Below are 22,246 nucleotides of genomic sequence, written 5' to 3' on the forward strand. Positions count from 1 at the left end.
ATGAACGGCACGGCGGATTCCGCTGTCAACGCACGCCCGTTTGGTTGTCAGGTCCGTCAGCGCCTGCGGGCCCGGGCCCGGCGCAGCAGTACACCGGCCGCGGCGCCCGCGAGGGCGATCACCGCCACCCCGGCGGTCGTCCACCACACCGTACGGTCCTGCCCGCCCTTGCCGTCCGCCGGTGAGGCGGACGGCGCGGGGATCTGCGGCTGAGCCGCGGACGGCGCCGCGGGCGAGGCCGCCGAGGCCGTCGGCGCGGGCGGCGAGGACGGAGCCGTGGACGGCGCGGCGGACGGAACCGGATCGGTCACCGGTACGGCCACCTCGCGCTCACCGTGCCCGAGGGAGGGGAAGCCCACGTCGACGGTGACCTTCCAGGTGCCGGGCGGGAGCGCCTCGGCGGTGCTCCAGCCCGTACGGGTGCCCGCATCGCGGACCAGCCGCCAAGGGCCCATCGACCGGGAGCCGTCGATGCTGGACGCGTTCACGGTGGCGGCGACCGCCTCCTCGATGGCGTCGCCGTCGTTCTCCCAGGTGATCTCGGTGGTGACACGGCCCTCCCGCTGCCCCGTCACGACGACCTTGACGGTGTCGCCGTGGGCCTGGGCGGGGGTGGGCACGGCCAGTGCCCGGACGAGGAACAGGAACAGGAACCCGAGCCCGGTCAGGGCGGAGAAAACGTGTCGTGTGCGCATCGGTGCGGTGCTCCTGGTGCGTGGGATGCGGTGGAAACGTACGTGCGTGGGGGGCTGGGGGAGCGCCGGCGGGCGGCCGCGCGGGGCGGCCGCCCGCCGGCGGCGGATCAGACCTTCTGGACCGTCCACGCCTGCGTCGGCCGGCCGTCGGCGCGCTGCAGGTCGAGCAGCCAGTCCCCGTAGTACGGGCGGTTGCTCACGGTCAGGGCGAAGCCGCCGCTCGGGTCGGTGACGGTGAACGCGCCACCGCGGGACGACACCTTCCACTGCTGGGCGCCGTTGCTGCCGCACGGCTGCTGGGCGATCCACATGCCCGCGGCCGGGGCTCCGCCGGTCTGCAGGCACTTGCCCGAGACGGCGGACCGGATGCGGACGAGCCCGTTCCCCGCGTCGTCGAACAGCCACTGCTGCTGGGCGTAGCCGTTGGCCCGCGCTCCGACGAGCACCGTGCCGTCGGCGGAACGGCCGCCCCACAGCTCGGCTGCCATGCCGGTGCTGCCGTTGCCGAGGGTGTAACGGGTGCCGGGCGTGGTGGTACCGCCTCCTGCGGCCGTCGTACGGAACGAGGTGGCCTTGCCGGGGCCGCTGTCACGGCCGGCGGTGTCGCGGACCGACACGGCGACCTTGTACTCGGTACCGGGCTGGAGGTTGTAGATGCGCAGCGCCTGCGACTGGACCCAGGTCAGGTGCTTCCCGTTCAGCAGGACCTGGTACCACGCGGCGCCGTCGACCTTGGGCCAGCTCACCACGACGGAGGTGGCCTGGATCTGGGCGGCCTTGACCGCCGGGCCGCCCGTGGGCTGCTTGGTGGGCGACGGGGTCGGCTTCGGCGTGGGCTTGGGGTTCGGGTCGGGGTTCGTCCCGTCACCGCCGTTCGTCCGCATCAGGAACTGGTTGTCGGCGATGTTCCAGTGCGTGGCCAGGTAGCTGCCCGCCTTGGGGCTGGTGTGGAAGTAGTCGTCGTGGTTGCAGTCCAGGATGTTCTCGGCGGCCTGGTTGCTGCACACGTAGCGCATCTGCGGGTAGTACGGGGTGTCCGAGTAGCACATGACGTCGTACTCGTCCGTGCAGTGCGCGCCGCGGCTGGTGTTGGGTGCGCTGTTGTTGACCGCGCCCAGGTTGTGGCCGAGTTCGTGCGCCGCCGTGTGGCCGCCCCAGCAACCCGAGTCGGTACGCCCGTAGGAGGGGCCGAAGTTGCTCTGGTTGTTCTGGCCGGGCCGCTCGTCACCGGCGAAGGTGCCGATGCCGCAGTAGACCTGGGTGTCAGCGAAGATCATGTACTTGCGGTCGCGGCGGTCGAGTCCCTTGCCCGCGAGCGCGTTGTTCGTCGCGCTGAACTCCGACAGTGCGGAGGCCGGGAGCTCGATGTTGAGCACGGTCGGCGTGCAATCCGCGGCCGTCACGTAGCGGATGTGGCGGACGCCGCCGGTCTCCTTGGCGCTCGCCGAGTAGATGAGGTCGGCGTCGGCCGCCCACTTGCGGAACGAGGCGAGGTACTCGGAGTACCGGTCGCGGTCGGGGCCGTGGACGTACACGACCTGCACGCGGTTGCCGGTGCTGCCGTCGCCGTCGCACTGGACGGTCTGGCCCGCGGGCCCGGCGGCGACGGTCTGGCCGCCGGACGACTGGGCGGGCGCCGGGGCGGCGGCGGGAGCGGACTTGGCGGACCGGGCGTCGGCGGCGGGCGCGTCCTGAGGACGCCCGCTGCCTTCGGCCGCGGCCTGGTCATCGGGCTTCGCCGGGTCGGCCGCCGGCGCCGTCGTCTTGACGGCCGGGGCGATGTCCGCCTTGATGTCGACGCCCTTCGGCGGGGCGTCGGGGCCGTGGGTGCAGAGGCCGGCCTCCGTGCGGTAGACGCCGATGCAACGGTCGCCCTTCGGGGCGGCCTTGAGGCCGTCGAAGACCATGCCGCGCGCGCTGTCGTTGGCGGGCTCTCCCACGATGGGGGCAGGCTCCTGGTCCCGGGCCGGTGCGGCGGCCGGTACGAGGGTGTCCGCGGCCGCTTCGGCCTGTGCGGGGGTCCCTGCCTGGGCGTCCTCTCCCAGGCCGGAGTAGGCGAGGCCTCCCGCGATCACCGCCGCCGTGGCCATGGCGGCGGTGAGAAGTATCAACCGTCTGGGCTTGCGCCGGTGTTCGCGCTTCATCCTGCGGTGTCTGGTCATGCGCACCTCAAATCCTTGGTCGGAGGAGTGGGTGCGCGGAAGCCTGCCAGATGAGCGCGGTGGAGAATTCGGACAAACGGGAATGACCCTTGAGATATCTGACTGTTACCTTCGGGTTTGATTTGATGAACAGTCAATTCGCTTTGCCTTAGGGCCAGTTACGCGCGTAGTGGCTTAATGGTCCAGGCCTTTTAGGCGATCTCGTTACCAAATCGAAATAACTGGTACCGCCTTGTTGACGGTAATTCAGTCAGGGATTCACCTAATTACTACCTGCTGAATTCCCATCGTCACGAGCCGTGAGGAATCGTCCCCTCCGGCCGACGAGGATGCCCGTCAGTGTCAGCAGGAGCCCGCAGAACTGCCGTGCGGTGAGCACCTCCCCGGCGAGCGCGGTGCCCAGCAGCACGCCCGTCACCGGGTTGAGGAGTCCGAGCAGGCCGACCGTCGCGGCCGGCAGTCGGCGCAGCCCGGAGAACCAGGCGGCGAAGGCGAGGGCGGTCGCCACGACGCCCACGTAGCCGAATCCGAGCAGCGCCGGACCGTCGACCGCCGCGGGCGTCCCCTCTGCGGCGACGGCGAACGGCAGCAGCACCAGGCCGCCCCCGAGCAGTTGCCATGCGGTCGACGCGAGGACGTCGACCTCCGCGTCGACTTCCGCGTTCCAGCGCTTGGCGAGGATGTAGCCGAGGGAGGACATCGCCATGGCGGCCACGGACGTCAGCACGCCGAGCGCGTCGACGGCCACGCGTCCCGAGAGCAGCATCAGGCCGACGCCCGCCACCCCGATGCCCGCCCCGGCCAGCTGGCGCGGCATCGGCCGCTCGGCCACGACCGCCCAGGCGATCAGCATCATCACCAGGGGCGCCGTGGCCATGACGGTCGAGGCCGCGCTGGTCGGCAGGCGCTGCGCGGCCACGTACACCAGCGCGAAGAACCCGCCCATGTTGATGACGCCCAGCAGCAGGGACCTCCACCACCAGGCGCCGCGCGGCAGGGCGGGCCGGACGGCCAGGAGCAGCAGGCCCGCGGGCAGGGCCCGCAGGACCGCCCCGTACAGCGGCTGGCCCGGGGGCAGGAACTCGCGCGTGACGAAGTAATTCGTACCCCAGGCCACCGGCGCCACCGCGGTGACCAGCGACCATCGAAGATTAGCTTCCATGGAAGATATAATAGCTTCCAAGGAAGATATGGGACTAGGATGGGACCGTGAAGGAACAGCCACCCGCCGACCACGTCGCCCGGATCCAGGCCGAGTGGGCCCGCGAGCGTCCCGACCTCGACGTGAGCCCCCAGGGCGTGATCGGGCGGCTGCACCGCCTCGGCCTGCTGCTGACGGAGCGTCTCTGCCTCGTCTACCGCCGCTACGGGCTGAGCGAGGGGGAGTTCGACGTACTGGCCACCCTGCGCCGTGCGGGCGAGCCCTTCGAACGGGCCCCGGGCGAACTCGCGGCGCACACGATGGTGACGACCGGGGCGATGACCAAGCGGATCGACCGGCTCGAACGCGACGGCCTGGTCACCCGCCGCCGCTCGGCCGAAGACGGCCGGGGACGCGTGGTCGCCCTCACCCCGGCGGGCCGGGAGCTGATCGACCGGGCCTTCGCCGAGCACATGGAGAACGAGCGGAGCCTGCTCGCAGGGATGTCCCCCCAGGACACAGCCAGGCTGGAATCCCTCCTCACTGCCTGGCTGGCCCGGATGGAGCCCCCGCCCCCCGGCCCGTGAGCGGAGCCGGAGCCGCGGCGGGAGCCCGGGTCAACACGGGCCGGGTCAACGCGGGCCCAGCTTGACCCACTTGGCCGTGCTCGGGATCCCCTTCCCGTCGAGCAGGAACAACATGTAGTGGCCGGGCGGGGCGTCGGCCGCGCTCGGCGGGGTCCGCAGCCCGACGGCCTTGCCGCGCACCGCCGTGATCGGGAGCTCCAGATGGCGCTGACTGGTGTTCACGGCATGGGTGACGGTGGTGGGCGCCAGCAGCACGGCCCGCTTGACCCGCGCCGCCGTCGAACTGGTGACCTCGAAGCCCGTGCCGTAGCCGAGGGTGCCCGTCGGCGCCCGGTCGAGCGCGGGCCGGCCGCCCCGGTGGAGGTACGCGGGCTCGTACAGCTCGATGCTGCCGTCCATCCCGTCGTTGATGTCGGGGTCGTTGGCGATCTGCTGCAGCTCGTCGCCGGTGATCATGATCCGGCCGTCCGGGAGTACCAGGGCGTTGGAGTGGTAGCCGCGCGGCAGCCGCTGGGCCGGCCCGAGCCGCCAGCGGCCCTTCGTGTCCCGCAGTTCGATCTGCCGGTACTTGAGGTCGGCCCGCGGATTGAACGGGCCAAACCCGTAATCCCTCGTGTCCAGGGCGCCGTTGACGGTCAGCAGGGTGGCGTCCGGCAGGATCAGCGTGTCGTCCTGCGTGCGGCCGAAGGCCCGCGGCGACTCGGTGGTCCAGCGGCCCCCCGACAGCCGGTACGTGTGGGGGTCGCGCGGGTCACCGCCGAGGACCAGGACGGAGTCGGGGCCGCGGAAGCCGGCCGGCAGCGGCACCGCCGAGCCGTATCCGCGGAAGTCCGCCGGCCGCCGCGGCAGGTCCTTCCGGGTCTCCTTCACCGGGTCGAAGAGCCACTGCTGGTCGGCGTCCCGCCCGAGGCCGTAGATCATCCCGTCGCGCAGGGAGAACAGGTGGGGATAGTCGTTGCGGAACGGCGCGTCACTGCGCAGCCGTTCGACGCCGAGGTCCACCGGGATGTCGTACGAGAGCCAGGGGACGGGATGGCGCCGCGCCGGGAAGCGCTCCACCACCGGGGTGGGGGTGCCCGTACCGCGCTCGGACTGGCCGGACATGATGATCTGGCGCCCGTCCGCCCCGGTCACCACCGACGGGTACCAGCGGCCGACGGACATGTCGCGGTTGCGGAACCACGTCTCCGTCCAGGGGTCGAAGACGAAGGACAGTTTGGCGCCGCTGCCGCCCTTGCCGCCGGTGTTGCCGCCGAACACCCCGACCATGCCGTTCGGCAGGAACGCGTGTCCGGCGCAGAAGAACGGAGCGGGGCGCGGGGCGTACGTCCCGTCCGGCATCAGGACGGTGGGCGGCTCGACGTTCTTGAACGCCCGCGGCCCGGTGCCCCGGGACGGGTCCCACAAATAGGCGCGGCCCGCGTTGGTCCGGCCGATCCGGTCGGTCGGGCCGGTCTCCTTGGTGGGATTGACCTCCACCCGCTCGAAGGAGAAGAGCAGCACCTTGCCGGTCGGGAGCAGCGCCGCGTGGACCCCGAAGTCGGGGGAGGGGAAGTACTCCGTGAAGCGGCCGTACGCGGCCGCGCTGAAGCGCGCGTTGGCCTTGCGCTGCGAGGCCCCGAGGGCGGCGAGGCTCGCCGTCCGGGTCGACTGCGGGTACGCCCCGGAGCCTTTGACCGCCTGCCGCCGCTGCGCGTGGGCGCGGGCGTGCTCCTGTCCGATCACGGCGGCTTCGTCGGGCTGCGGCTCGGCGGCCTGGTCGGCCTGCTCGGCCTGGTCGGCCTGCTGGGGCTGCTCGGCCTGCGGCGCGGATGCCGGCGCCCCGGCGACCAGGGCCCCGACGGTCGGGGCGCTCCCGTCGTCCGTGGGGGGGTGTGCCGGTCTTCGGGCGAGGGCGGAAGCGGGCGCGGGCGGCGGCAGGGCCGAGACCCCCAGAAGGGCCGCCACCGTGCACAGGGTGAGTGCGGCGGACCGCTGTACGTACCGACCCGGCATGAGCCCTCCTCCGTCAGCGAGACGCCCATAGTAGGAGAATCAGGTCAAAATTCTTGTACGTGGCGGGGGTGTGGGGCCATTCGGCGGCCCGGACCGGTGCGCTGAATCGTTTCTGCGGTGAACCGGGACCTCCAAGCGGGTGAGACGGCGTACCCGGTACCGCTCCGCCGACGCTCCGGAGGGCTTCCATGACGGGGTGATGAAGACACTTCGCGCCGCCATGACGGCCGTAGCCGTGACCGGAAGCCTCCTCACGCTCTCCCCCTCCGCCGGGGCGACGGCCACCCCCACGGCCGCGCCGCCGACCGAGCGGGTCACCGTCGACGTCGCCACGGTGAACGGGTCGGGTTGCCGCCCCGGCACCGCCACCGTCGCCGTGGCCCCCGACAACACCGCCTTCACCGTCACCTACAGCGAGTACCTGGCCTCGGCCGGCGGCGCCAGCACCGCGGTCGCAGGACGCAAGAACTGTCAGCTCGCCCTGGACGTGCACGTCCCCCAGGGCTACACCTACGCGGTCGCCCAGGTCGACTACCGCGGCTACGCCAAACTGGAGGAGGGCGCGATCGGCACGCAGAAGGCCAGCTACTACTTCCAGGGCATGAGCGCCACTGCATCCCGGACCCACAAGTTCACCGGGGCGCTCGACGACAACTGGCAGGTCACCGACACCGCCGGGGTGGAGGCCCTGGTCTTCGCACCCTGCGGCGCCCAGCGCAACTTCAACATCAACACCGAACTGCGGGCCGAGGTGGGCGACTCGGACCCCGCGAAGACCAGCTACATGGCCGTCGACTCCACGGACGGCACGATCAACACCGTCTACCACTTCTCCTGGAAGAAGTGCACCGTCCGCCGCTGAACCGGGCCGTTCAGGTGCGCCCCGACGCCCGGGCGCGATAACGCCCGGGCGTGGTGCCGAACTCCCGGCTGAACGCGTGGGAGAACGCGTACGGCGTCCCGTAGCCGACCCGTCGTGCGACGGCGGCCAGCGGGTCCGGGGTGTCACGCAGCAGGGTGGCGGCGTAGGTCAGCCGCCACCACGTGAGGTACGCCATCGGCGGGCGCCCCACCAGGGCGGTGAACCGGCGGGCCAGGGTCGGACGGGAGACACCCGCCGCGGCGGCCAGCCGGTCGGTGGTCCACGGGGCGGCGGGATCCGAATGCAGTGCCCGCAGGGCGGCAGCCGCCACCGGGTCGCCCAGCACCGCGGACCAGGCCCCGGTCGACCCCTCCGCCATCCAGGACCGGATCATGTAGACGAGCAGCAGGTCCAGCAGGCTGGGCACCGCCATGCAGGAGCCCGGCCGCTGCTCGCCCAGCTCACCGCCCAGCAGGTCGATGGCCGCGCGGAGTTCGGGGTGCGAGCCGACCCGGTTCGGCAGATGGACCACCTCGGGCAGCTCCCGCATGAGCGGGTGGACGCGGCTGCGGTCGAGCCGGTACTTCCCGCACAGCAGCTCCACCCCGCCGCCGGCGCCCGCCCGGGCCGGGTTCCGGAGCGGTCCCGCCTGCTGCGGGCGCGTCGGGTCGGGCCCCGGATCGAAGGGCAGCGCGCGCTCCACCGTCGCCGCATCGGCGGGTGAGTCCGCGATCACGTGCCCCGCGCCGTGCGGCAGCAGCACCGCGTCACCCGCACCCAGCACGACCGCGTCGGCGGCGCCGCCTCCGTCCGGCAGGATCCAGCAACTGCCCTCCAGCACCACGTGGAAGCCCGCGCCGTCGTAGGGCGCGAACCTCCTGCACCAGCTTCCGCTGACCCGCACCCGCTGGGAAGAGGGCCGGCCGATCCGCACGGCCGCGATCGCGTCGCTCACGACATCCATCGCATCAGCCTATCCATGGGATCGCCCATGAGCCTCCTGCGTATTTTCTTGATCCTCCCGCGCATTGAGCCGCTCAGCCGCCCCTCCTAGGGTCGAGGCATGAACACGAACGAGAGCAGACAGGGCATCGTGCTCGGCGAGGTCGAGATCAACCGGGTCGTGGAGTGGCAGGGCGCGTTCGCCCCGGCCCGCACCCTCGTGCCGGACGCACGGGCCGAGGTGTGGAAGGACAACGAGGCCTGGCTCGCACCGGACCACTGGGAGCCCGGGAGCGACCGCGCGGTCCTCGCGCTCCAGACCTGGATCGTGCGCAGCGCCGGACGGACCGTCCTGATCGACACGGGAGTGGGCAATGGCCGCGAGCGGCCCGGCTCCCCTCAGTTCCACCAGCGCCAGGGCGACTTCCTCGGCGACCTGGCCCGGGCCGGGGTCCGGCCGCAGGACGTGGACATCGTCGTCAACACCCACATCCACGGCGATCACGTGGGATGGAACACCGTTGCAGCGGACGGGGGATGGACCCCGGCCTTCCCCAACGCCCAGTACCTCATCCCGGCCGCGGACGACGCGTACTTCGGACCGGACAACGGCTACGGGAAGGGCCTGCGGGAGGACGACCGGTTGATCTACGAGGACAGCATCGCGCCCGTCCACCGGGCCGGACAGGCCGTCCTGTGGGAGGGCGTCCACCACATCGACGAACACCTCACCCTGGAGTCCGCGCCGGGACACACCCCCGGCTCCTCCGTCCTGCGGCTGCGGTCCGGCAGCGAGCGGGCGGTGTTCGCCGGTGACCTGCTGCACAGTCCGGTACAGATCCTCGAACCCTCCTGCAACAGCTGCTTCTGCCTGGACGCCGAGGCTGCCGCCGCGAGCCGCCGCAGGATCCTGGAACGCGCCTGCGACGAAGGAGAGTTGCTGCTCCCGGCGCACTTCGCCGGAGCCGGTGCGGTCGAAGTCCGGCGCGCCGGGGGCGGATTCACCGCCGGACGGTGGATCCCCTAGCCCCGGGTGGAGCCGGACGGGTGGCCGCCCTCCGCAGGACCCGCCGCCACCCGCAGGACCCGTAGCGCCAACTGGATCTCCAGCGCGCCCGCCGGGCTGTTCCAGTCCGCACCCAGGATCCGGCCGATCCGGTCCAGGCGCTGCACCACGGTGTTGACGTGCACGTGCAGGGCGTCTTTGGTCCTGGTCAGGCTGGTCCCCTGGGCGAAGTACGCCTCCAGGGTGCGCACCAGCTCGGTGCCGCGCTGCGCGTCGTACTCCAGGACGGGCCCCAGCACCGTGTCGACGTACGCGCCCATGTCCGCACCGTCGCCGAGGAGCAGGCCGAGGAACCCGAGGTCGGGCAGGCCGGCGCCGCAGCCGGTGTGACCGAGTGCGTGCAGGGCTTCGAGGCAGCGCACGGCCTCGGCGTACGCGCCAGGCAGTTCCGCCGGGCCGGCGGCGGGGCCGGCGCACCCGGTGGTCACCGGACCGCCCACGGCCCGGCCCAGCTCCGCCGCGAGCGCCCGGGCGAGTGTGCCGGGCGCCTCGGCGGGGGCGAGGAGCACGACGCGGCCCTGGTGCACCCCCGCGAGCCCGTTGCGCGTGTGCGCCCGGCGGGCGGCCTCCGTGGCCAGCCGCGACCGCAGGCCGGGATCGCAGTCCATGACCACGAGGGCGTGCGGGCGGGTGAGGTCGACGCCGAGCTTGCGCGCTCGCAGGAGCCGGCTGCCGGTGTCGCGGGCGCGGCCGGGCTGCTCGGGAGCCAGCAGGTCCCCGAGGAGTTCACCGCGCACCCGGTCCTCGGCCTGCGCGATGGAGCGGCGCAGCAGGAGCAGCAACGCTGTCACCAACCCGGCCCGTTCGAAGAGCCGCCGCTCGCTGTCGCTGAGGTCGGCGCGGCCGGCGAGGGTCAGGCTGCCGAGGGGCTCCGGCCCGGCAAGGACGGCACAGACCCACAGCCCGTCGACCCGGACGGCGTGCCCGTCGGAACGCGAGGCGGCGAGGCCCCGGGCCGGTGGCGGCCCGATCGGGTCGTGGCCGGAAGGAGAGTGCGGGTCTGCGGGCACCCGGGCCAGCTCCGCGCCGTCGGCGTCGTGGACGGCCAGAGCGCCGCCGAGCAGGGCGGCGACCTCCCGCGCCACATCGCCCACCTCGCCCCCGCGCAGGACCAGGCGGGTCAGCCGGTCGTGGGTCTCGGCGGCGAGCCGCATCGCCTCGCTCTGGGCGCGGGCGGTCTCGGTGGCCGCGCCCAGCTCGACGAGTGCGGCGCGGGTCTCCTCCAGCAGCCGGGCGCTGTCGATGGCGACGGCGGCATGGTCGGCGAGGGAGGACAGCAGGGCGACCGCGTCGGGCGCGAAGTCCCGGACCGCCCGGTCGGCGGCGTACAGCACCCCGATCACCCGGGTGCCCACCCGCAAGGGGACCCCGAGGATGCCGCGCAGACCCTCCTCGCGCACCCCGTGGTCGATGGCCGGGGTGTGCCGGAAGCGGTCGTCGGCGCGGTAGTCGGCGCTGGCGTACGGGCGGGCGGTCTGCGCGACCAGCCCGCCGAGCCCCTCACCCATTCCGAGCCGCAGTTGCTGGAACGCGGCGGAGACGGAGCCGTCGGTCACCCGCATGAACGTGTCACCGGCCGCCGGGTCGTTGAGGGTCAGGTACGCGACGTCCGTGCCCAGCAGCATGCGGGCCCGGTGCACGATGGCCCGCAGCACGGCGTCGAGATCCCGCAGCGCCGCGAGGTCGCCGGCCGTGTCGAACAGGGCCGTCAGCTCCGCCTCGCGCCGCCGGTGCTGGTCGAGCGTGCCGCGGATGTCCAGCGCCACCCGCGTGGCCTCCTCGACCAGGGCCTGCTCGGCCGGCCCCGCCCCGGCCGTACGGGCCCGCGCGGCGGGCCGGGTGAACTGCTCGACGGCCGCGCCGCTGCGCAGCAGTTCGAGCAGTTCCCGCAGGGCGTGCGCCGCCCGCCCGGATACGGGGTCCTTCTCGGGCTCCGAGGTCATGGCGCCATTCTCCCGTGGCGGGCCCGGCCGGATCAGGCGGGGTCCGGGGTGGTCTCCGCGGGCAGCCGGCCCGTACGGCCGGGCGCGGAGGCGGTCGGTCCCGTACCGGCCAGGTCGCGGCCGCGGGTCTCCCGGGCGAGGACGACGGTCAGGGTGGTGACCAGGGCGGCGGCGGACAGGTACACGGACACGGGGACGGAGGAGTCGTAGTCCTTCAGCAGCTCGACGGCGATGACGGGCGCCGGCGCACCGGCGAGGATCGAGGCGAGCTGGGAGCCCATCGAGGCACCTGAGTAACGGACTTCGGTGTCGAACATCTCGGAGATGAAGGCGGCCTGCGGTCCGTACATCGCGCCGTGCAGCAGCAGACCGGCGGTGACGGCGGCCGTGATGACGGGGAACGACTGCGAGTCGACCAGCGCGAAGAACCCGAAGGCCCACAGGGCCATGCCGACGGAGCCGATCAGCGTCACCGGGCGGCGCCCGATCCGGTCCGACAGCGCGCCCCAGGCCGGGATGGCGACGAAGTGGACCGCCGAGCCGATCAGTACGGCGTTCAGCGCGGTGCTTTTGGGCAGGCCCAGGTGGGCGGTGACGTAGACGAGGAGGAAGGAGGTGAGGACGTAGTACGAGATGTTCTCGCCGAACCGGGTCCCCATGGCGGTCAGCACCTGCGCTCGGTTCCTGCGCAGCACCTGCACGACGGGCGCCGTCTCCCGCACCCCCCGGGCCGCCTCGGCGCGGGCCTTGGCCTGCGCGGCGAGGAAGACGGGGGACTCCGACACGGAGAGCCTGATCCACAGACCGACGACCACGAGCACCCCGGACAGCAGGAACGGGATCCGCCAGCCCCACGCCAGGAACGCGGCGTCCGACTGCACGGCGGCGAGCAGCGCGAGCACTCCGGTGGCCAGCAGGTTCCCGCCGGGAGCCCCCGACTGCGGCCACGAGGCCCAGAACCCGCGGTGCCGGTCGCCCCCGTGCTCGGACACGATGAGCACGGCCCCGCCCCACTCCCCGCCCAGCGCGAAGCCCTGCACGAGCCGCAGCACGGTGAGCAGGACGGGCGCACCGACACCCATGACGGCGTAGGTCGGCAGCAGTCCCATGGCGAAGGTCGCCCCGCCCATCATGACGAGGCTGACCACGAGTAGTTTCTTGCGCCCGACCTTGTCGCCGAAGTGCCCGAACACCACCCCGCCCAACGGCCGGGCGAGGAACCCGATGGCGTACGTGATGAAGGCGATGAGGGTACCGGTCAGCGGATCACCGGTCGGAAAGAACAGCTTGTTGAACACCAGCGCCGCGGCGGTGCCGTAGAGGAAGAAGTCGTACCACTCGATGGTGGTCCCGATCAGACTGGCGGCGACGATCCTCCGAATGCCTGACGGGGTGGTTCTAGCCGTTGCGGGGGAGACCATGTGCACCACTTCCAGGGGACCTCGGGGACGTTCCGTGTCGCCACAACGTAAAAGTCCCCAGGTCAACGGGATATGTGGCGGCCCATCACAATCGGGCGGCATCCTGTGTTCGCCGTCACCACCCGGTCGGCGTCGGCCCTGGGGCGGGTACGGCCGCGAAGGGTGCCGGCCCTCGCCGAGCTGGTAGTTCTCCAGGCCTCACTCCTGCTTCGGTGGGGTCTATGCCACCGGCCGGGGCCGCACCTTGACTCAGGAGCGCGGACGCCCTGGGGCATCGCGTTGACCAGATGCTGAGGAACACAGGGAAGTCGCCCCAGCGCATCGCCTTGTTCTCCCCTGGGCCCTTCTCGTCGCGAAGGGCCCGCGTGGACCTGCGCAAGCTGCGCAACGGGAACCGATGTGTCCCTGTTCGTACGGCTTCTCACGTGCTCGCGTAGGGCGGTGCAGAATGCAGCTGTGAAGGTCAGCCCACCCATCCGAGGGTGGACCTACAGCCCACCGGCTCGCCGAGGCCCACGACCCACTGGTGCCGCTTCGCCCGGCGCGCCCGGCGCCCCTGCCCCTTCGGCCTCGCCCGACAGCAACGGCCAGGCGCCCGTTCCCAGGAGTACCCCTCCCACAGAAGTGGATTCACCCACGCCCGTCGACGCAAACCCGCCCGCTCGCAGCGGCAGCAGCCCCTCGCCGGTCCGGACGGTGCAGCCGACGCAGCCGACGCAGCCGACGCAGTCGAGCCCGCCTGCTCCGGCCGCCGCACCGGTGCTGATGCTGCGTCCGACCAGCGTCCAGGAGTACTGCGCTAACGGCCAGTGGCCGAAGACCCTGTCGGTCCGCAACGGCGGGGGCGGCAACCTGAACTGGTTGATCGGTCAGCTGCCCGCGGGGGTCACCGTCAGCCAGGCCGGCGGGTCCTTGCCGCCGACGCCTCGCAGGTCATCACGCTGGGCGGGCGGACCGAGCAGCAGCCGGCGAACGGCCGGCTCACGATCGGCTTCTCCAGCAACGGCGGCAGCGCCCAGGCGACCGTGAACTGCGCCTGACGGCCCGGTGCCCACTACGCGCCCCGAGGGCCGCCGCCCCGCGCCCTGCCGCTGCACGCGCTCACGTGCGAGTTCCTCGGCTGGTCGCTCATCGAGGGGAGCCCGTGAACGGCTTCGGAAACAGTGGGATACTGCTGTTGGGGACACGGGTGCACGCACCGCAACCAGATGCTCGGGCGACTCGAAGGAGGCGCGTGGTGAGTACTCCCGCGGTGCGCATCGCTGACCTGTTGGAGGACGTACCGACGGCCTCCAACCCTCCCGCACCGCTTCCCGCTTCGGATCCGGGCGAGGCACCGTGCACCGGTGGTTCCACCCTCAACATTACGGTGGTGTGGGGCGATCTCACGGAGGTCGCCGCCGATCTGCACGTCACCGGGCACTACCAGTCGGTAGTGCCCGCCGCCGCGGAACTGGCACTGGACCAGGCCATATCCGGCGGATCTCGCCTGATCATCAAGGAGCACACCAAGCTCGGCTGGATCGACGCCCAGCTGGGGGAGGTCACGTACTTCCCCTGCAAGGCGGGCCCGGTGCGGTCCGCGGCCGTCGTCGGCATGGGACCGATGGGCACCCTGACGGAACGCCGCGCCCTCCAGATGTACGCCTCGCTGCTGGGCGAAGCGGTCGCGCTCGGCCATGTCGAGAGCATGGCGACCGTGCTCATCGGCTCGGGCACGGGCAATCTGGCCGTGAGCCAGGCGGCCCGCGCCCTCGTCAGGGGGTTCGCCGGCGTCCTGGCTCTGCTGAGCCCCCCGACGCCACCGCCCCGGCTCACCGAGGTGCTTATCGTGGAGGTCGACCGGCTGCGCGCGGAGCAGCTCCACCTCGCGCTGATCACGGCAGCTGAAAGCCTGCCGCAGCTGCGGATCGCCCCCCGGCTGCGCGAAGAGAGCGGCGGGCGGTTGTCCGCGCCCTCCGCGGCGGTGTACGCGCTGGCGGCGCTGGCGAGGCTGACCGGACCGGAGAGCACGCCCATCCGCGACGGAATGCCGGAGGGGCCGGACCGCCCGGGCAGGGAGGAAGCCCTGCGCACCGTGCTGGCCGGCTTCGACCCCGACATCCAGGGGAAGGTTCGCGAGCAGCTGGCCCACCTGGCCACGGTGGACCGCACCGACCTGTCGTTGGCGGTCGGCGGATCCGTGGAGGAGCAGGACGACTCCGCACAGGTCCGGATGTCCGTCCTGTCGGGAGTCGGCGGACTGCGCTGGGCGGCGCTGACCGGGCGGGCCACCGTCCCGGAACGGCTCGTGCCCGTGGACATGGACCTGCTGCGAGATCTGGTCAACCGGCTGACGGAACCCAGCGTCGAGGACGCACGCGAACTCCCCGACCTGCTGTCCCGGGTCGTCGTACCTCCGGACTTCCAGCGGCTGCTCACCGATGATGCGAGGGTGCTGCTGGAACTGGACCGGGACACGGCCTCGGTGCCTTGGGAGTTCCTCGCCGAGATCCAGCATGCCGACGGTGGGAGACACGATCCCCTGGCCATCCGGACCCAGCTGTCCCGGCAACTGCGCACCCCCTACGCGCGCGTGATGACCGAGGCGCTGGGCGACGCGCCGCTGCGTGCCCTGGTAATCGGTGACCCGGGCGACCCGGAGAAGGGGTTCCAGCTGAAGGAAGCCCGCAGCGAGGCGCTCGCGGTCGCCGCCCGGCTGAAGAACCTGGGGGTCGAGGTCAGTCTCTTCGTGGGCGCGGCGAACTCCCGGGAGCCGGGCGTCGACCCGGCGAGGCGTCTGGACGTGCTGCGGGCCCTGCTGTCCGGGCGCCATCACATCGTGCACTACTGCGGCCACAGCGACTTCGACTTCTCCGGCACGGGACGGCGCTCGGGCTGGGTGTTCGCCGATGGTCTGCTGACCGCTCAGGAGCTTGCACTGCTCGAACGGCCGCCCGTGATCGTGGTGGCCAATGCCTGCTACTCGGCCCTGCTCGGCAGCGCCACCGGTCTCGGACGGCAGGCCCAACCGTCCGGCGTGGCGGACCGGAGCCCGTGGGGGAACCCGCAGGCCGCGCTGGTACCGAGCCTCGCCGACGAGTTCCTTCGCCTAGGTGTCGGGCACTACGTTGGGGCAGCGTGGCGGATCCCTGACGACCAGGCGATCTCCTTCGCCGAGCAGTTCTACACGTACGTGTTCGAGGGCGGCCCCGGCGAGCCGGCGCCGACGGTGGGCGGTGCCGTCCGCAGGGCGCGCAAGAGGCTCTACGAGCAGCAGGCCGCGGGACGGGTGCCGCCGGACATCGCGCCGAACCCGAAGCGCTGGAGTTCCTGGGCCGCCTATCAGCACTACGGGGACGCTTCGGACGTGCTCGTCCGCCATGACTCGTCCGGCACTACGGGGGGCAGCTAGGAGGTCTGCTCATGGCCAGGATCCCGATGGCCGACATCGTCGTACTGCTCCCCGGAATCACCGGGAGCGTACTGAGCAGGAACGGCAAGGACGTATGGGCACCCTCGCCTTCGGCGGCATGGGGTGCACTGGCGAGCCTCGGCCGCTCGGTGGAGTTGCTCGAACTCGGGGAGGACGACTGGCACGCGGACGATCTCGGCGACGGCGTCGTCGCGGAGCGGCTGGTGCCCGACCTCCATACCCTGCCCGGCCTGTGGAAGATCGACGGGTACACGGAGATCGAGACCTTCCTGCTGGCGCGGTTCGACCTGGCGGAAGGCCAGAACTACTTCCCGTTCCCGTACGACTGGCGGCGCGACAACCGGGCGGCCGCACGCAGGCTCGCAGAACTGAGCAGCACCTGGCTGCGGAACTGGCGCGAGGCGAGCGGCAACGCCGGCGCCCAACTCGTCCTGATCGGGCACTCGATGGGCGGGCTGGTGGCGCGGTACTTCGTCGAGGCACTGGGCGGCTGGAAGGACACCCGGGCCGTCGTGACCTTCGCCACCCCTTTCTACGGCTCGCTCAATGCCGTCGAGTTCCTGTGCAACGGCTTCCACAAGCGGATCGGCCCTTTCGAACAGGACCTCACCCGCCTCCTGCGCTCGTTCACCGGCTTGCACCAGCTCGTTCCGGCCTACAAGTGCGTGTACGGGGAGAACGGCCCGGCCACCACCCCGGCGATGGCGGGGCTGCCCGGCTGGCGGCCGCAGTGGAGCAGCCATCTCACCGACTTCGGGGGGGAGATGGAGGCTGCGGCCACCGCGAACCGGCAGGACCCTGCCTGGGGGTCCAACCCGGTGGTCTACCACCCCATCGTCGGCATGGACCAGCCCACGAGGCAGTCGGCCCGGCTGGCCGACCACAAGGTCGAGACCCTGATGACGCGCGGGGACTCGGACGAAGGAGGTGACGGAACCGTGCCCAAGCTCTCCGCCGCTCTCTCCGGCACCGAAGACGCCCGCACGTTCGTCCCGCAGAAGCACGGGAGCCTGCAGAAGCAGGCCGCGATGCTCGACCACCTGCAGGGCATCCTCCAGTCCCTCCACGACATACGCGTCGGCGACCTGCGGGACGGCATGACCGTCTGGTTCAGCCATCTCGGTGACGACCTCTATCTCACCGACGAACCCGTCGTCTGTGAGATCGGCGCCACCAGCGCCCTCAGCGGGAGCGAACTGTCCGAGGTCCCGGCCCGCCTCTCGGTGACCGACCGGTCGACCGGAAGGCCGGTGGTCGACCGCGCCGTCACGGTCCCCCGGGAGCGTCGGCGGTTCGACCTCGGCGTGCTGCCCGCCGGGACGTACGACCTGCTGGTCCGCGCCGGCCGGGGCACCGCACCGCTGTCCGACGTCTTCCTCGTTGCCGGCCCGGACGGCACGGACGCCATGGACGGCATGGACCGCTGAAATCTGCGCACGGGCCGGTGCGAAGGCAGGAAGCAGGAGGCAGGAGGCAGGAGGCAACACGATGACCACCGTCGGCCATGCACCCCCCTACGGACTGATCGCCAGGGAACTCGTCGCAGGGCGTGCCGTTCCCTTCCTCGGCGCGGCCGCCTCCTATGCGGGAGTGCCCGAGGACGAGCCTCGAAGGCTGCCCGGTGGCCAGATGCTCGCCCAACGACTGATCGACGTCTTCGAGGGCTATCCGGGCGAGGTCAGCGATCCGCTCACCCAGGTGGCGCAGTACTACGAGGAATGCGTGGCCAGCCACGGGGACATCTGCCGCTGCTTCCGCCGCGTGTTCTACGAGGAGCAGCAAGGACTTCCCCCGGCACCCACAGCCGGACTGGTGGCAGCCATCGAACCACCCGCCGAGCGGCCGTTCGTGGTCATCACCACGAACTACGACTGCCAGCTGGAGAAGGCGCTCGAACTGGCCGGGCGCAGGTACACCGTGGTCATCCAGGACACGATGCCCTGGACCACGCACACGCTGCTGGTGCGCAAGAGCGGCGGCGCCGGCTTCCGGGCGATGCAGGGCAAGGACCTGGTACTCGACGACTACGCGGGTACGACCCTGATCTACAAACTGCACGGCGGCTTCTGCGAAGGACTCGGCGATGACGTCGACACGGTGGTGGTGACCGAAGGCGACTACATTCGCTTCGTCGCCTCGCTGACGTACAACACCGTGCCGCCCAGCGCCATCGCGACGCACATCCTCGACAAGCGGCGCATCCTCTTCCTCGGGTACTCCATGGCCGACTGGAACATGCGCGTGATCCTGTACCAGCTCGGCCAGCGCCAGCCCAGACCCTATGACGTGCCGCGTTCCTGGGGAGTCCGCAGATCGGTCTCCGTCGTCGAGCAGAGGTTCTGGGACAAGCGGGACGTCGAGTTGTTCGACATGGACCTCGCCGAGTTCGTTGTCAACCTGCACGAGGCGATCGGAGCGGCGGCATGACCCCCCCTGGGACGGCCGACAACCCCTACGTGGGCCTGCGGCCTTTCACCGAGCACGACCGACACCTGTTCTTCGGCCGGAAGCGCGAGGCCGAGGTGCTGTACAACATGGTCTACTCGACCCCCCTCACGCTGGTGTACGCGCCGAGCGGCGTCGGCAAATCCTCGCTGCTCCAGGCGGGGCTGGGTCCGGCCCTCGACACAGCCGGGGGCTTCACCGTCGTGTACGTCGACACGTGGCGGCCTCCGGTGGCGGAGCAGCTGAGCTCGTTGGTAGCCGAGGACTTCAGGTCCGCGGAGCGCACGGGAGCGTGGTGTGACCAGTTGCGGTGCTACGGCGCCGAGACCGGCAGCTGCCCCGTGCTGATCCTCGACCAGTTCGAGGAGGCGCTGCGCTACCCGGACGGACTGGACACGGTCTGGGAGGAGTTGGCCGTGCTCGGCACGCACCCGCGCGGCGGGGCCCGGGTGGTGGTCGGAATCCGCGAGGACTACTTGGCCGGACTCGACGAACTGCTGAGCCGTGTGCCCACGCTGATCGAGAACGGTCTGCGGCTGGGACCCATGAGCCGTACCAGCATGCAGCGCGCGTTCCGGGGTCCGCTCGACACCCTGGTGCCGCCCTTCGAAGCGGAGGACGGTCTGTTCGAAGAGCTGGTGGCGGACCTGGGCACGGAGGGGCCGAGCGGGACGAAGGGCTACGCCGAGCCCGGCTACTTCCAAGTGGTCTGCCGGCACCTGTGGGAGCTCGACAGCGACCGGCCCGACCGGACGCTCACCCGTGCCACCTATGAACAGGAAGGCCGGGCGGCCGGAGTCCTGCGGTCCTATGTGCGCGGCAAGCTGGACGATTCGATGCCGTCCGACCATCTGGAGATTCTCTACGCGATCATCCGCTACCTGGTCACACCGACCGGAGCCAAGATACTGCTCGGCCTGGACGATCTTTCCGGGCTGGTGACGACCCGAGATTTCACCCCGCAGGCCCGCAGGATGTTCGGCCTGGACGACGATGAACAGCCGTTCGAGAGCCTCCGGCTCCGTCACCTGTTGCACGAGACGCTCGAAGCGCTCTGCGTCGGCGGGGTCCTCATCCTGCGGCGCGTGGTGTGCGGCACGACCACCAAGTACGAGCTGTTCCACGACCTGCTGGGCCCCATCCTGTTGGACTGGCGGGACCGGAAGCGGTCCCGGGGGGAGCGGGATCTCGCGCAGTTGGCCGAGCCGGTCCAGGGGCTGCGCTGGACGGCCAGGGCGTCGCTCGACCGCGCGAGTGCCGGGCTCGTCTCCCTGGACGGGGAGACGCGGCGCGAGGTCGTCCGGGAACTGGGTGAAGTGCTGATGCAGTCGAAAGTGCTGAGGGAGGACACCCTTTCCCACAGCGCTCGCAGCCGGTTGGAGGAACTGCGGCAGGCCGAGGACTGGAAACTCCGCCTGGAGGCCGGGCGCGCCCTCGGCCAGCCCTACTCCGTCGAGACCCCGTCCTGGCGCCGGGCCCTACTCGCCGTCATGGGCTATGTCCTGCTCAGTGCCGCCACCGTCGTCGCCCTCGTGTTCGGCGCCCACGCCTTCTTGCTGGCCGTCACCGACATCGAGGTGCCGGGGCGGGGCTTCCTCGTCCTCGCCCTCGGCTGGGTCGCGCTCGTCTGGGCTCTGGTCTACTTCGCCGAAGGCGTCAGCGATCAGCTGTACTCCGGCTGGCGACCATGGCACACCCTGCTGAACGCCCCCTTCGAACCGTACCTCCAGGGCTACGGCTGGTTCGAACGTTCTTCTGGCTGGCCGCTCAACTTCATCCTGGCCGTGGTCCCGGCGGTGGTCCTCGCCCCGGTCCTTGCCCAGGTCGCCCTGCCCTTCATGTTCTGGCTGATCGTGCTGGTCTGCCTGGGCACGGGGATCGGCCTCGTGGCGTACAACCGTGCCGTCGTGCTGATCTGACGCACGTCGGCGTGGCCCTCAACTGCTCTTGGGTACGAGGGGCTTGCGGCCGGGGTACACGTGGTCGGGGGTCACGACCTCGGTGACCGCCTGGCCGAAGAACGCGCTGGGCTCCTTGCCGTCGGTCAGTACGTCGGTGTTGAGGAGGATGACCATGGTCGCCTGCGCCTCGGGCAGGTACACGACCAGGCTCTCGTACCCGGGGAGGGAGCCGTCGTGCCCGATCCAGCCGTTGACGTCGAAGATGCCCAGGCCGTAGCCGGCCCCCGGGATGCCTATCGGCGTGGTCTTCAGCCGCTCGGCCTGGGTTGCGGGCTTCAGGAGCGTTCCGGTGGCGACGGTACGGGCCCAGCTGCGCAGGTCCTGGAGGTCGGAGATGATCGCTCCGGCGGCCCAGCCCCAGGACGGGTTCATGCCCGTCGAGTCCTCGACCTTGCCGGACGTCGTCTGAGCGGTGTAGCCGTGTGCGTGCGGCTCGGGGAACTCCGTCCCGGTCGGGAAGAGCGTGTGGTGCAGGCCGGCCGGCTCCAGGACCTGCTCCTTGATGATCTCCTGGAACGGCCGGCCGGTGACCTTCTCCATCGCCAGGCCGAGCAGGATGATGTTGGTGTTGGAGTACTCGAACTTCGCGCCCGGCTGGAACTGCACGGGGTGCTTGAAGGAGTAGTCCAGCAACTGCCGCGGCGTGAAGGGCTTGGCGGGCATGGTGTCGAGCAGCCTGTTGAAGGCGTCGTCGTTGGCGTAGTTGTACAAGCCGCTGCGCATACCGGCCAGTTGGCGCAGGTTGATACGGTCCCCGTTCGGAACGCCGCTGACGTACGTGCCGATCGTGTCGTCCAGGCTCATCTTCCCCTGGTCGACCAGCCGCAGGAGGGCGGTGACCGTGAACGTCTTGGTCTCACTGCCGATGCGCATGTAGAGGTCGGTCGTCACGGGCGCGCCGGACTGCTTGTCGGCCACGCCGAACGCCTTCACGTAGCTGCCCTTGCCCGGGGCCCACAGCCCCACGATCGCACCCGGCACCCGAGTCTCGCGCACGACCTCGCGTACGGCGTCGTCCAGCTTCGCCGCGACGGCGGGGGTGAGCTCCTGGAACGCCGTGCCGCCGGTGTCCGGCGAGGGGGCCGTGGCGGGGGGCCGCCCCGAGGGGGGTGCCCCGTGCGTCGAGCCCGTCCCGTACCCCGTCCCGTACGCGGAGCCCGCCGCGGTCGGTGCGAGGAGCACACCTGCTGCGGCGGCGGCGACGCAGACCCGGCCCAGCCGGATGCGGGTTCGTCTCACGGCCGGCCTCCTGTCGTACGAAGACCCAGGACGACATCACCAGCCTAGGTCGTATCGGCCACTCATGCCGCCTCCACCCACGCGTGGTCCCTGGCCGCACGGCGCAGGTCGACGAGGTCGGCGTACGAGTGGCCGGGCTCCGTCCAGTAGGGGTGGGCGTAGAGCCGACGCAGGCCCTCGATCAGCTGGTGCCGCAGGTCGGTGGTGTGGCCGCCGCGTGGCTGTGCAAGAGCGGTGTAGGTCCGGATGACCTGGACCTGGGTGAGCAGAAGATCGTCGGGGAAAGCTGTTCGCGCCATGGCTCGATTAGGCCACTTGTTCGATTTCCCGCGCAAGTCGATCCCCGCCCCGGCGCACCAGCACATCTGTGCG

Annotated in this window: 16 protein-coding genes; 7 read left to right on the forward strand and 9 right to left on the reverse strand. The window is 71.3% G+C overall.

Annotation, left to right across the window (positions count from 1 at the left end; translation table 11 throughout):
- Positions 1 to 56 precede the first annotated feature (56 nt).
- The 3 genes from AC0666_RS11005 to AC0666_RS11015 all read right to left on the reverse strand — a co-directional run bounded on the left by AC0666_RS11005 (position 57) and on the right by AC0666_RS11015 (position 4,019).
- The gene (locus tag AC0666_RS11005; protein ID WP_468963694.1) at positions 57 to 695 is read right to left on the reverse strand and encodes a hypothetical protein; all 639 of its coding nucleotides are present in this window, start codon (positions 693 to 695) and stop codon (positions 57 to 59) included.
- Between the two features lie 107 nt (positions 696 to 802).
- Entirely contained in the window at positions 803 to 2,857 is a 2,055-nt protein-coding gene (locus tag AC0666_RS11010; RefSeq protein ID WP_468963695.1) for an RICIN domain-containing protein, read from the reverse strand.
- A 262-nt stretch (positions 2,858 to 3,119) separates the two neighbouring features.
- Positions 3,120 to 4,019, reverse strand: a complete 900-nt coding sequence (locus AC0666_RS11015) for an EamA family transporter (RefSeq protein WP_478707466.1) — start codon at positions 4,017 to 4,019, stop codon at positions 3,120 to 3,122.
- Positions 4,020 to 4,066: 47 nt separating this feature from the next.
- Here AC0666_RS11015 and AC0666_RS11020 point away from each other — a divergent pair, with 47 nt between their 5' ends.
- Positions 4,067 to 4,585 (forward strand): MarR family winged helix-turn-helix transcriptional regulator, encoded by a 519-nt coding sequence (locus AC0666_RS11020; RefSeq protein WP_468963697.1) that lies wholly within the window; start codon positions 4,067 to 4,069, stop codon positions 4,583 to 4,585.
- A gap of 45 nt (positions 4,586 to 4,630) precedes the next feature.
- Here the strand turns inward: AC0666_RS11020 and AC0666_RS11025 are convergent, their stop codons facing one another.
- Positions 4,631 to 6,580, reverse strand: coding sequence for a galactose oxidase-like domain-containing protein (locus AC0666_RS11025; RefSeq protein WP_478707467.1), 1,950 nt, complete (start codon positions 6,578 to 6,580; stop codon positions 4,631 to 4,633).
- 199 nt (positions 6,581 to 6,779) lie between these two features.
- Between AC0666_RS11025 and AC0666_RS11030 the strand changes: the two genes are divergently transcribed.
- A complete protein-coding gene (locus AC0666_RS11030) occupies positions 6,780 to 7,442 on the forward strand; it encodes a DUF4360 domain-containing protein (protein WP_468963699.1) in 663 nt (220 codons plus the stop codon).
- Between the two features lie 10 nt (positions 7,443 to 7,452).
- Here AC0666_RS11030 and AC0666_RS11035 read toward each other — a convergent pair whose 3' ends face one another.
- Positions 7,453 to 8,406: an AraC family transcriptional regulator gene (locus tag AC0666_RS11035; protein ID WP_478707468.1), complete on the reverse strand. Its 954-nt coding sequence runs from the start codon at positions 8,404 to 8,406 to the stop codon at positions 7,453 to 7,455.
- Positions 8,407 to 8,505: 99 nt separating this feature from the next.
- Between AC0666_RS11035 and AC0666_RS11040 the strand changes: the two genes are divergently transcribed.
- Complete coding sequence (locus AC0666_RS11040) at positions 8,506 to 9,411, forward strand: MBL fold metallo-hydrolase (protein ID WP_478707469.1); 906 nt, start codon at positions 8,506 to 8,508, stop codon at positions 9,409 to 9,411.
- Here AC0666_RS11040 and AC0666_RS11045 read toward each other — a convergent pair.
- Together AC0666_RS11045 and AC0666_RS11050 are read right to left on the reverse strand one after the other, a co-directional pair.
- A complete protein-coding gene (locus tag AC0666_RS11045) occupies positions 9,408 to 11,393 on the reverse strand; it encodes a helix-turn-helix domain-containing protein (RefSeq protein ID WP_468963702.1) in 1,986 nt (661 codons plus the stop codon). The two genes, AC0666_RS11040 and AC0666_RS11045, sit on opposite strands and share 4 nt — an antisense overlap.
- 32 nt (positions 11,394 to 11,425) lie before the next feature.
- Positions 11,426 to 12,814, reverse strand: coding sequence for an MFS transporter (locus AC0666_RS11050; protein ID WP_468963703.1), 1,389 nt, complete (start codon positions 12,812 to 12,814; stop codon positions 11,426 to 11,428).
- A gap of 1,237 nt (positions 12,815 to 14,051) precedes the next feature.
- Between AC0666_RS11050 and AC0666_RS11055 the strand changes: the two genes are divergently transcribed.
- From AC0666_RS11055 to AC0666_RS11070, 4 genes are all read left to right on the forward strand, one after another.
- Positions 14,052 to 16,208, forward strand: a complete 2,157-nt coding sequence (locus AC0666_RS11055; RefSeq protein WP_478707470.1) for a CHAT domain-containing protein — start codon at positions 14,052 to 14,054, stop codon at positions 16,206 to 16,208.
- 11 nt (positions 16,209 to 16,219) lie between these two features.
- On the forward strand, positions 16,220 to 17,656 hold the full coding sequence (locus tag AC0666_RS11060) for a lipase/acyltransferase domain-containing protein (RefSeq protein ID WP_478707471.1): 1,437 nt from the start codon (positions 16,220 to 16,222) through the stop codon (positions 17,654 to 17,656).
- A 61-nt stretch (positions 17,657 to 17,717) separates the two neighbouring features.
- Positions 17,718 to 18,656 (forward strand): SIR2 family NAD-dependent protein deacylase, encoded by a 939-nt coding sequence (locus AC0666_RS11065; RefSeq protein ID WP_469155884.1) that lies wholly within the window; start codon positions 17,718 to 17,720, stop codon positions 18,654 to 18,656.
- Positions 18,653 to 20,593: an nSTAND1 domain-containing NTPase gene (locus tag AC0666_RS11070; RefSeq protein ID WP_478707472.1), complete on the forward strand. Its 1,941-nt coding sequence runs from the start codon at positions 18,653 to 18,655 to the stop codon at positions 20,591 to 20,593. The genes AC0666_RS11065 and AC0666_RS11070 overlap by 4 nt, the downstream gene beginning before the upstream one ends.
- Positions 20,594 to 20,611: 18 nt before the next feature.
- Here AC0666_RS11070 and AC0666_RS11075 read toward each other — a convergent pair whose 3' ends face one another.
- The gene (locus AC0666_RS11075) at positions 20,612 to 21,874 is read right to left on the reverse strand and encodes a serine hydrolase domain-containing protein (protein WP_478707473.1); all 1,263 of its coding nucleotides are present in this window, start codon (positions 21,872 to 21,874) and stop codon (positions 20,612 to 20,614) included.
- A 62-nt stretch (positions 21,875 to 21,936) separates the two neighbouring features.
- A complete protein-coding gene (locus AC0666_RS11080) occupies positions 21,937 to 22,173 on the reverse strand; it encodes a hypothetical protein (protein ID WP_468579208.1) in 237 nt (78 codons plus the stop codon).
- Positions 22,174 to 22,246 lie beyond the last annotated feature (73 nt).

The sequence above is a fragment of the Streptomyces sp. NPDC043680 genome (assembly GCF_056436685.1).

Excerpts from the sequence above, each read along its gene's own strand:
- AC0666_RS11070 (WP_478707472.1), top strand. The coding sequence starts at position 18,653 with ATGACCCCCCCTGGGACGGCCGACAACCCCTACGTGGGCCTGCGGCCT.
- AC0666_RS11015 (WP_478707466.1), bottom strand. The coding sequence starts at position 4,019 with ATGGAAGCTAATCTTCGATGGTCGCTGGTCACCGCGGTGGCGCCGGTG.
- AC0666_RS11065 (WP_469155884.1), top strand. The coding sequence starts at position 17,718 with ATGACCACCGTCGGCCATGCACCCCCCTACGGACTGATCGCCAGGGAA.
- AC0666_RS11030 (WP_468963699.1), top strand. The coding sequence starts at position 6,780 with ATGAAGACACTTCGCGCCGCCATGACGGCCGTAGCCGTGACCGGAAGC.
- AC0666_RS11050 (WP_468963703.1), bottom strand. The coding sequence starts at position 12,814 with ATGGTCTCCCCCGCAACGGCTAGAACCACCCCGTCAGGCATTCGGAGG.
- AC0666_RS11010 (WP_468963695.1), bottom strand. The coding sequence starts at position 2,857 with ATGACCAGACACCGCAGGATGAAGCGCGAACACCGGCGCAAGCCCAGA.
- AC0666_RS11060 (WP_478707471.1), top strand. The coding sequence starts at position 16,220 with ATGGCCAGGATCCCGATGGCCGACATCGTCGTACTGCTCCCCGGAATC.
- AC0666_RS11025 (WP_478707467.1), bottom strand. The coding sequence starts at position 6,580 with ATGCCGGGTCGGTACGTACAGCGGTCCGCCGCACTCACCCTGTGCACG.
- AC0666_RS11005 (WP_468963694.1), bottom strand. The coding sequence starts at position 695 with ATGCGCACACGACACGTTTTCTCCGCCCTGACCGGGCTCGGGTTCCTG.
- AC0666_RS11080 (WP_468579208.1), bottom strand. The coding sequence starts at position 22,173 with ATGGCGCGAACAGCTTTCCCCGACGATCTTCTGCTCACCCAGGTCCAG.
- AC0666_RS11040 (WP_478707469.1), top strand. The coding sequence starts at position 8,506 with ATGAACACGAACGAGAGCAGACAGGGCATCGTGCTCGGCGAGGTCGAG.
- AC0666_RS11045 (WP_468963702.1), bottom strand. The coding sequence starts at position 11,393 with ATGACCTCGGAGCCCGAGAAGGACCCCGTATCCGGGCGGGCGGCGCAC.
- AC0666_RS11035 (WP_478707468.1), bottom strand. The coding sequence starts at position 8,406 with ATGGATGTCGTGAGCGACGCGATCGCGGCCGTGCGGATCGGCCGGCCC.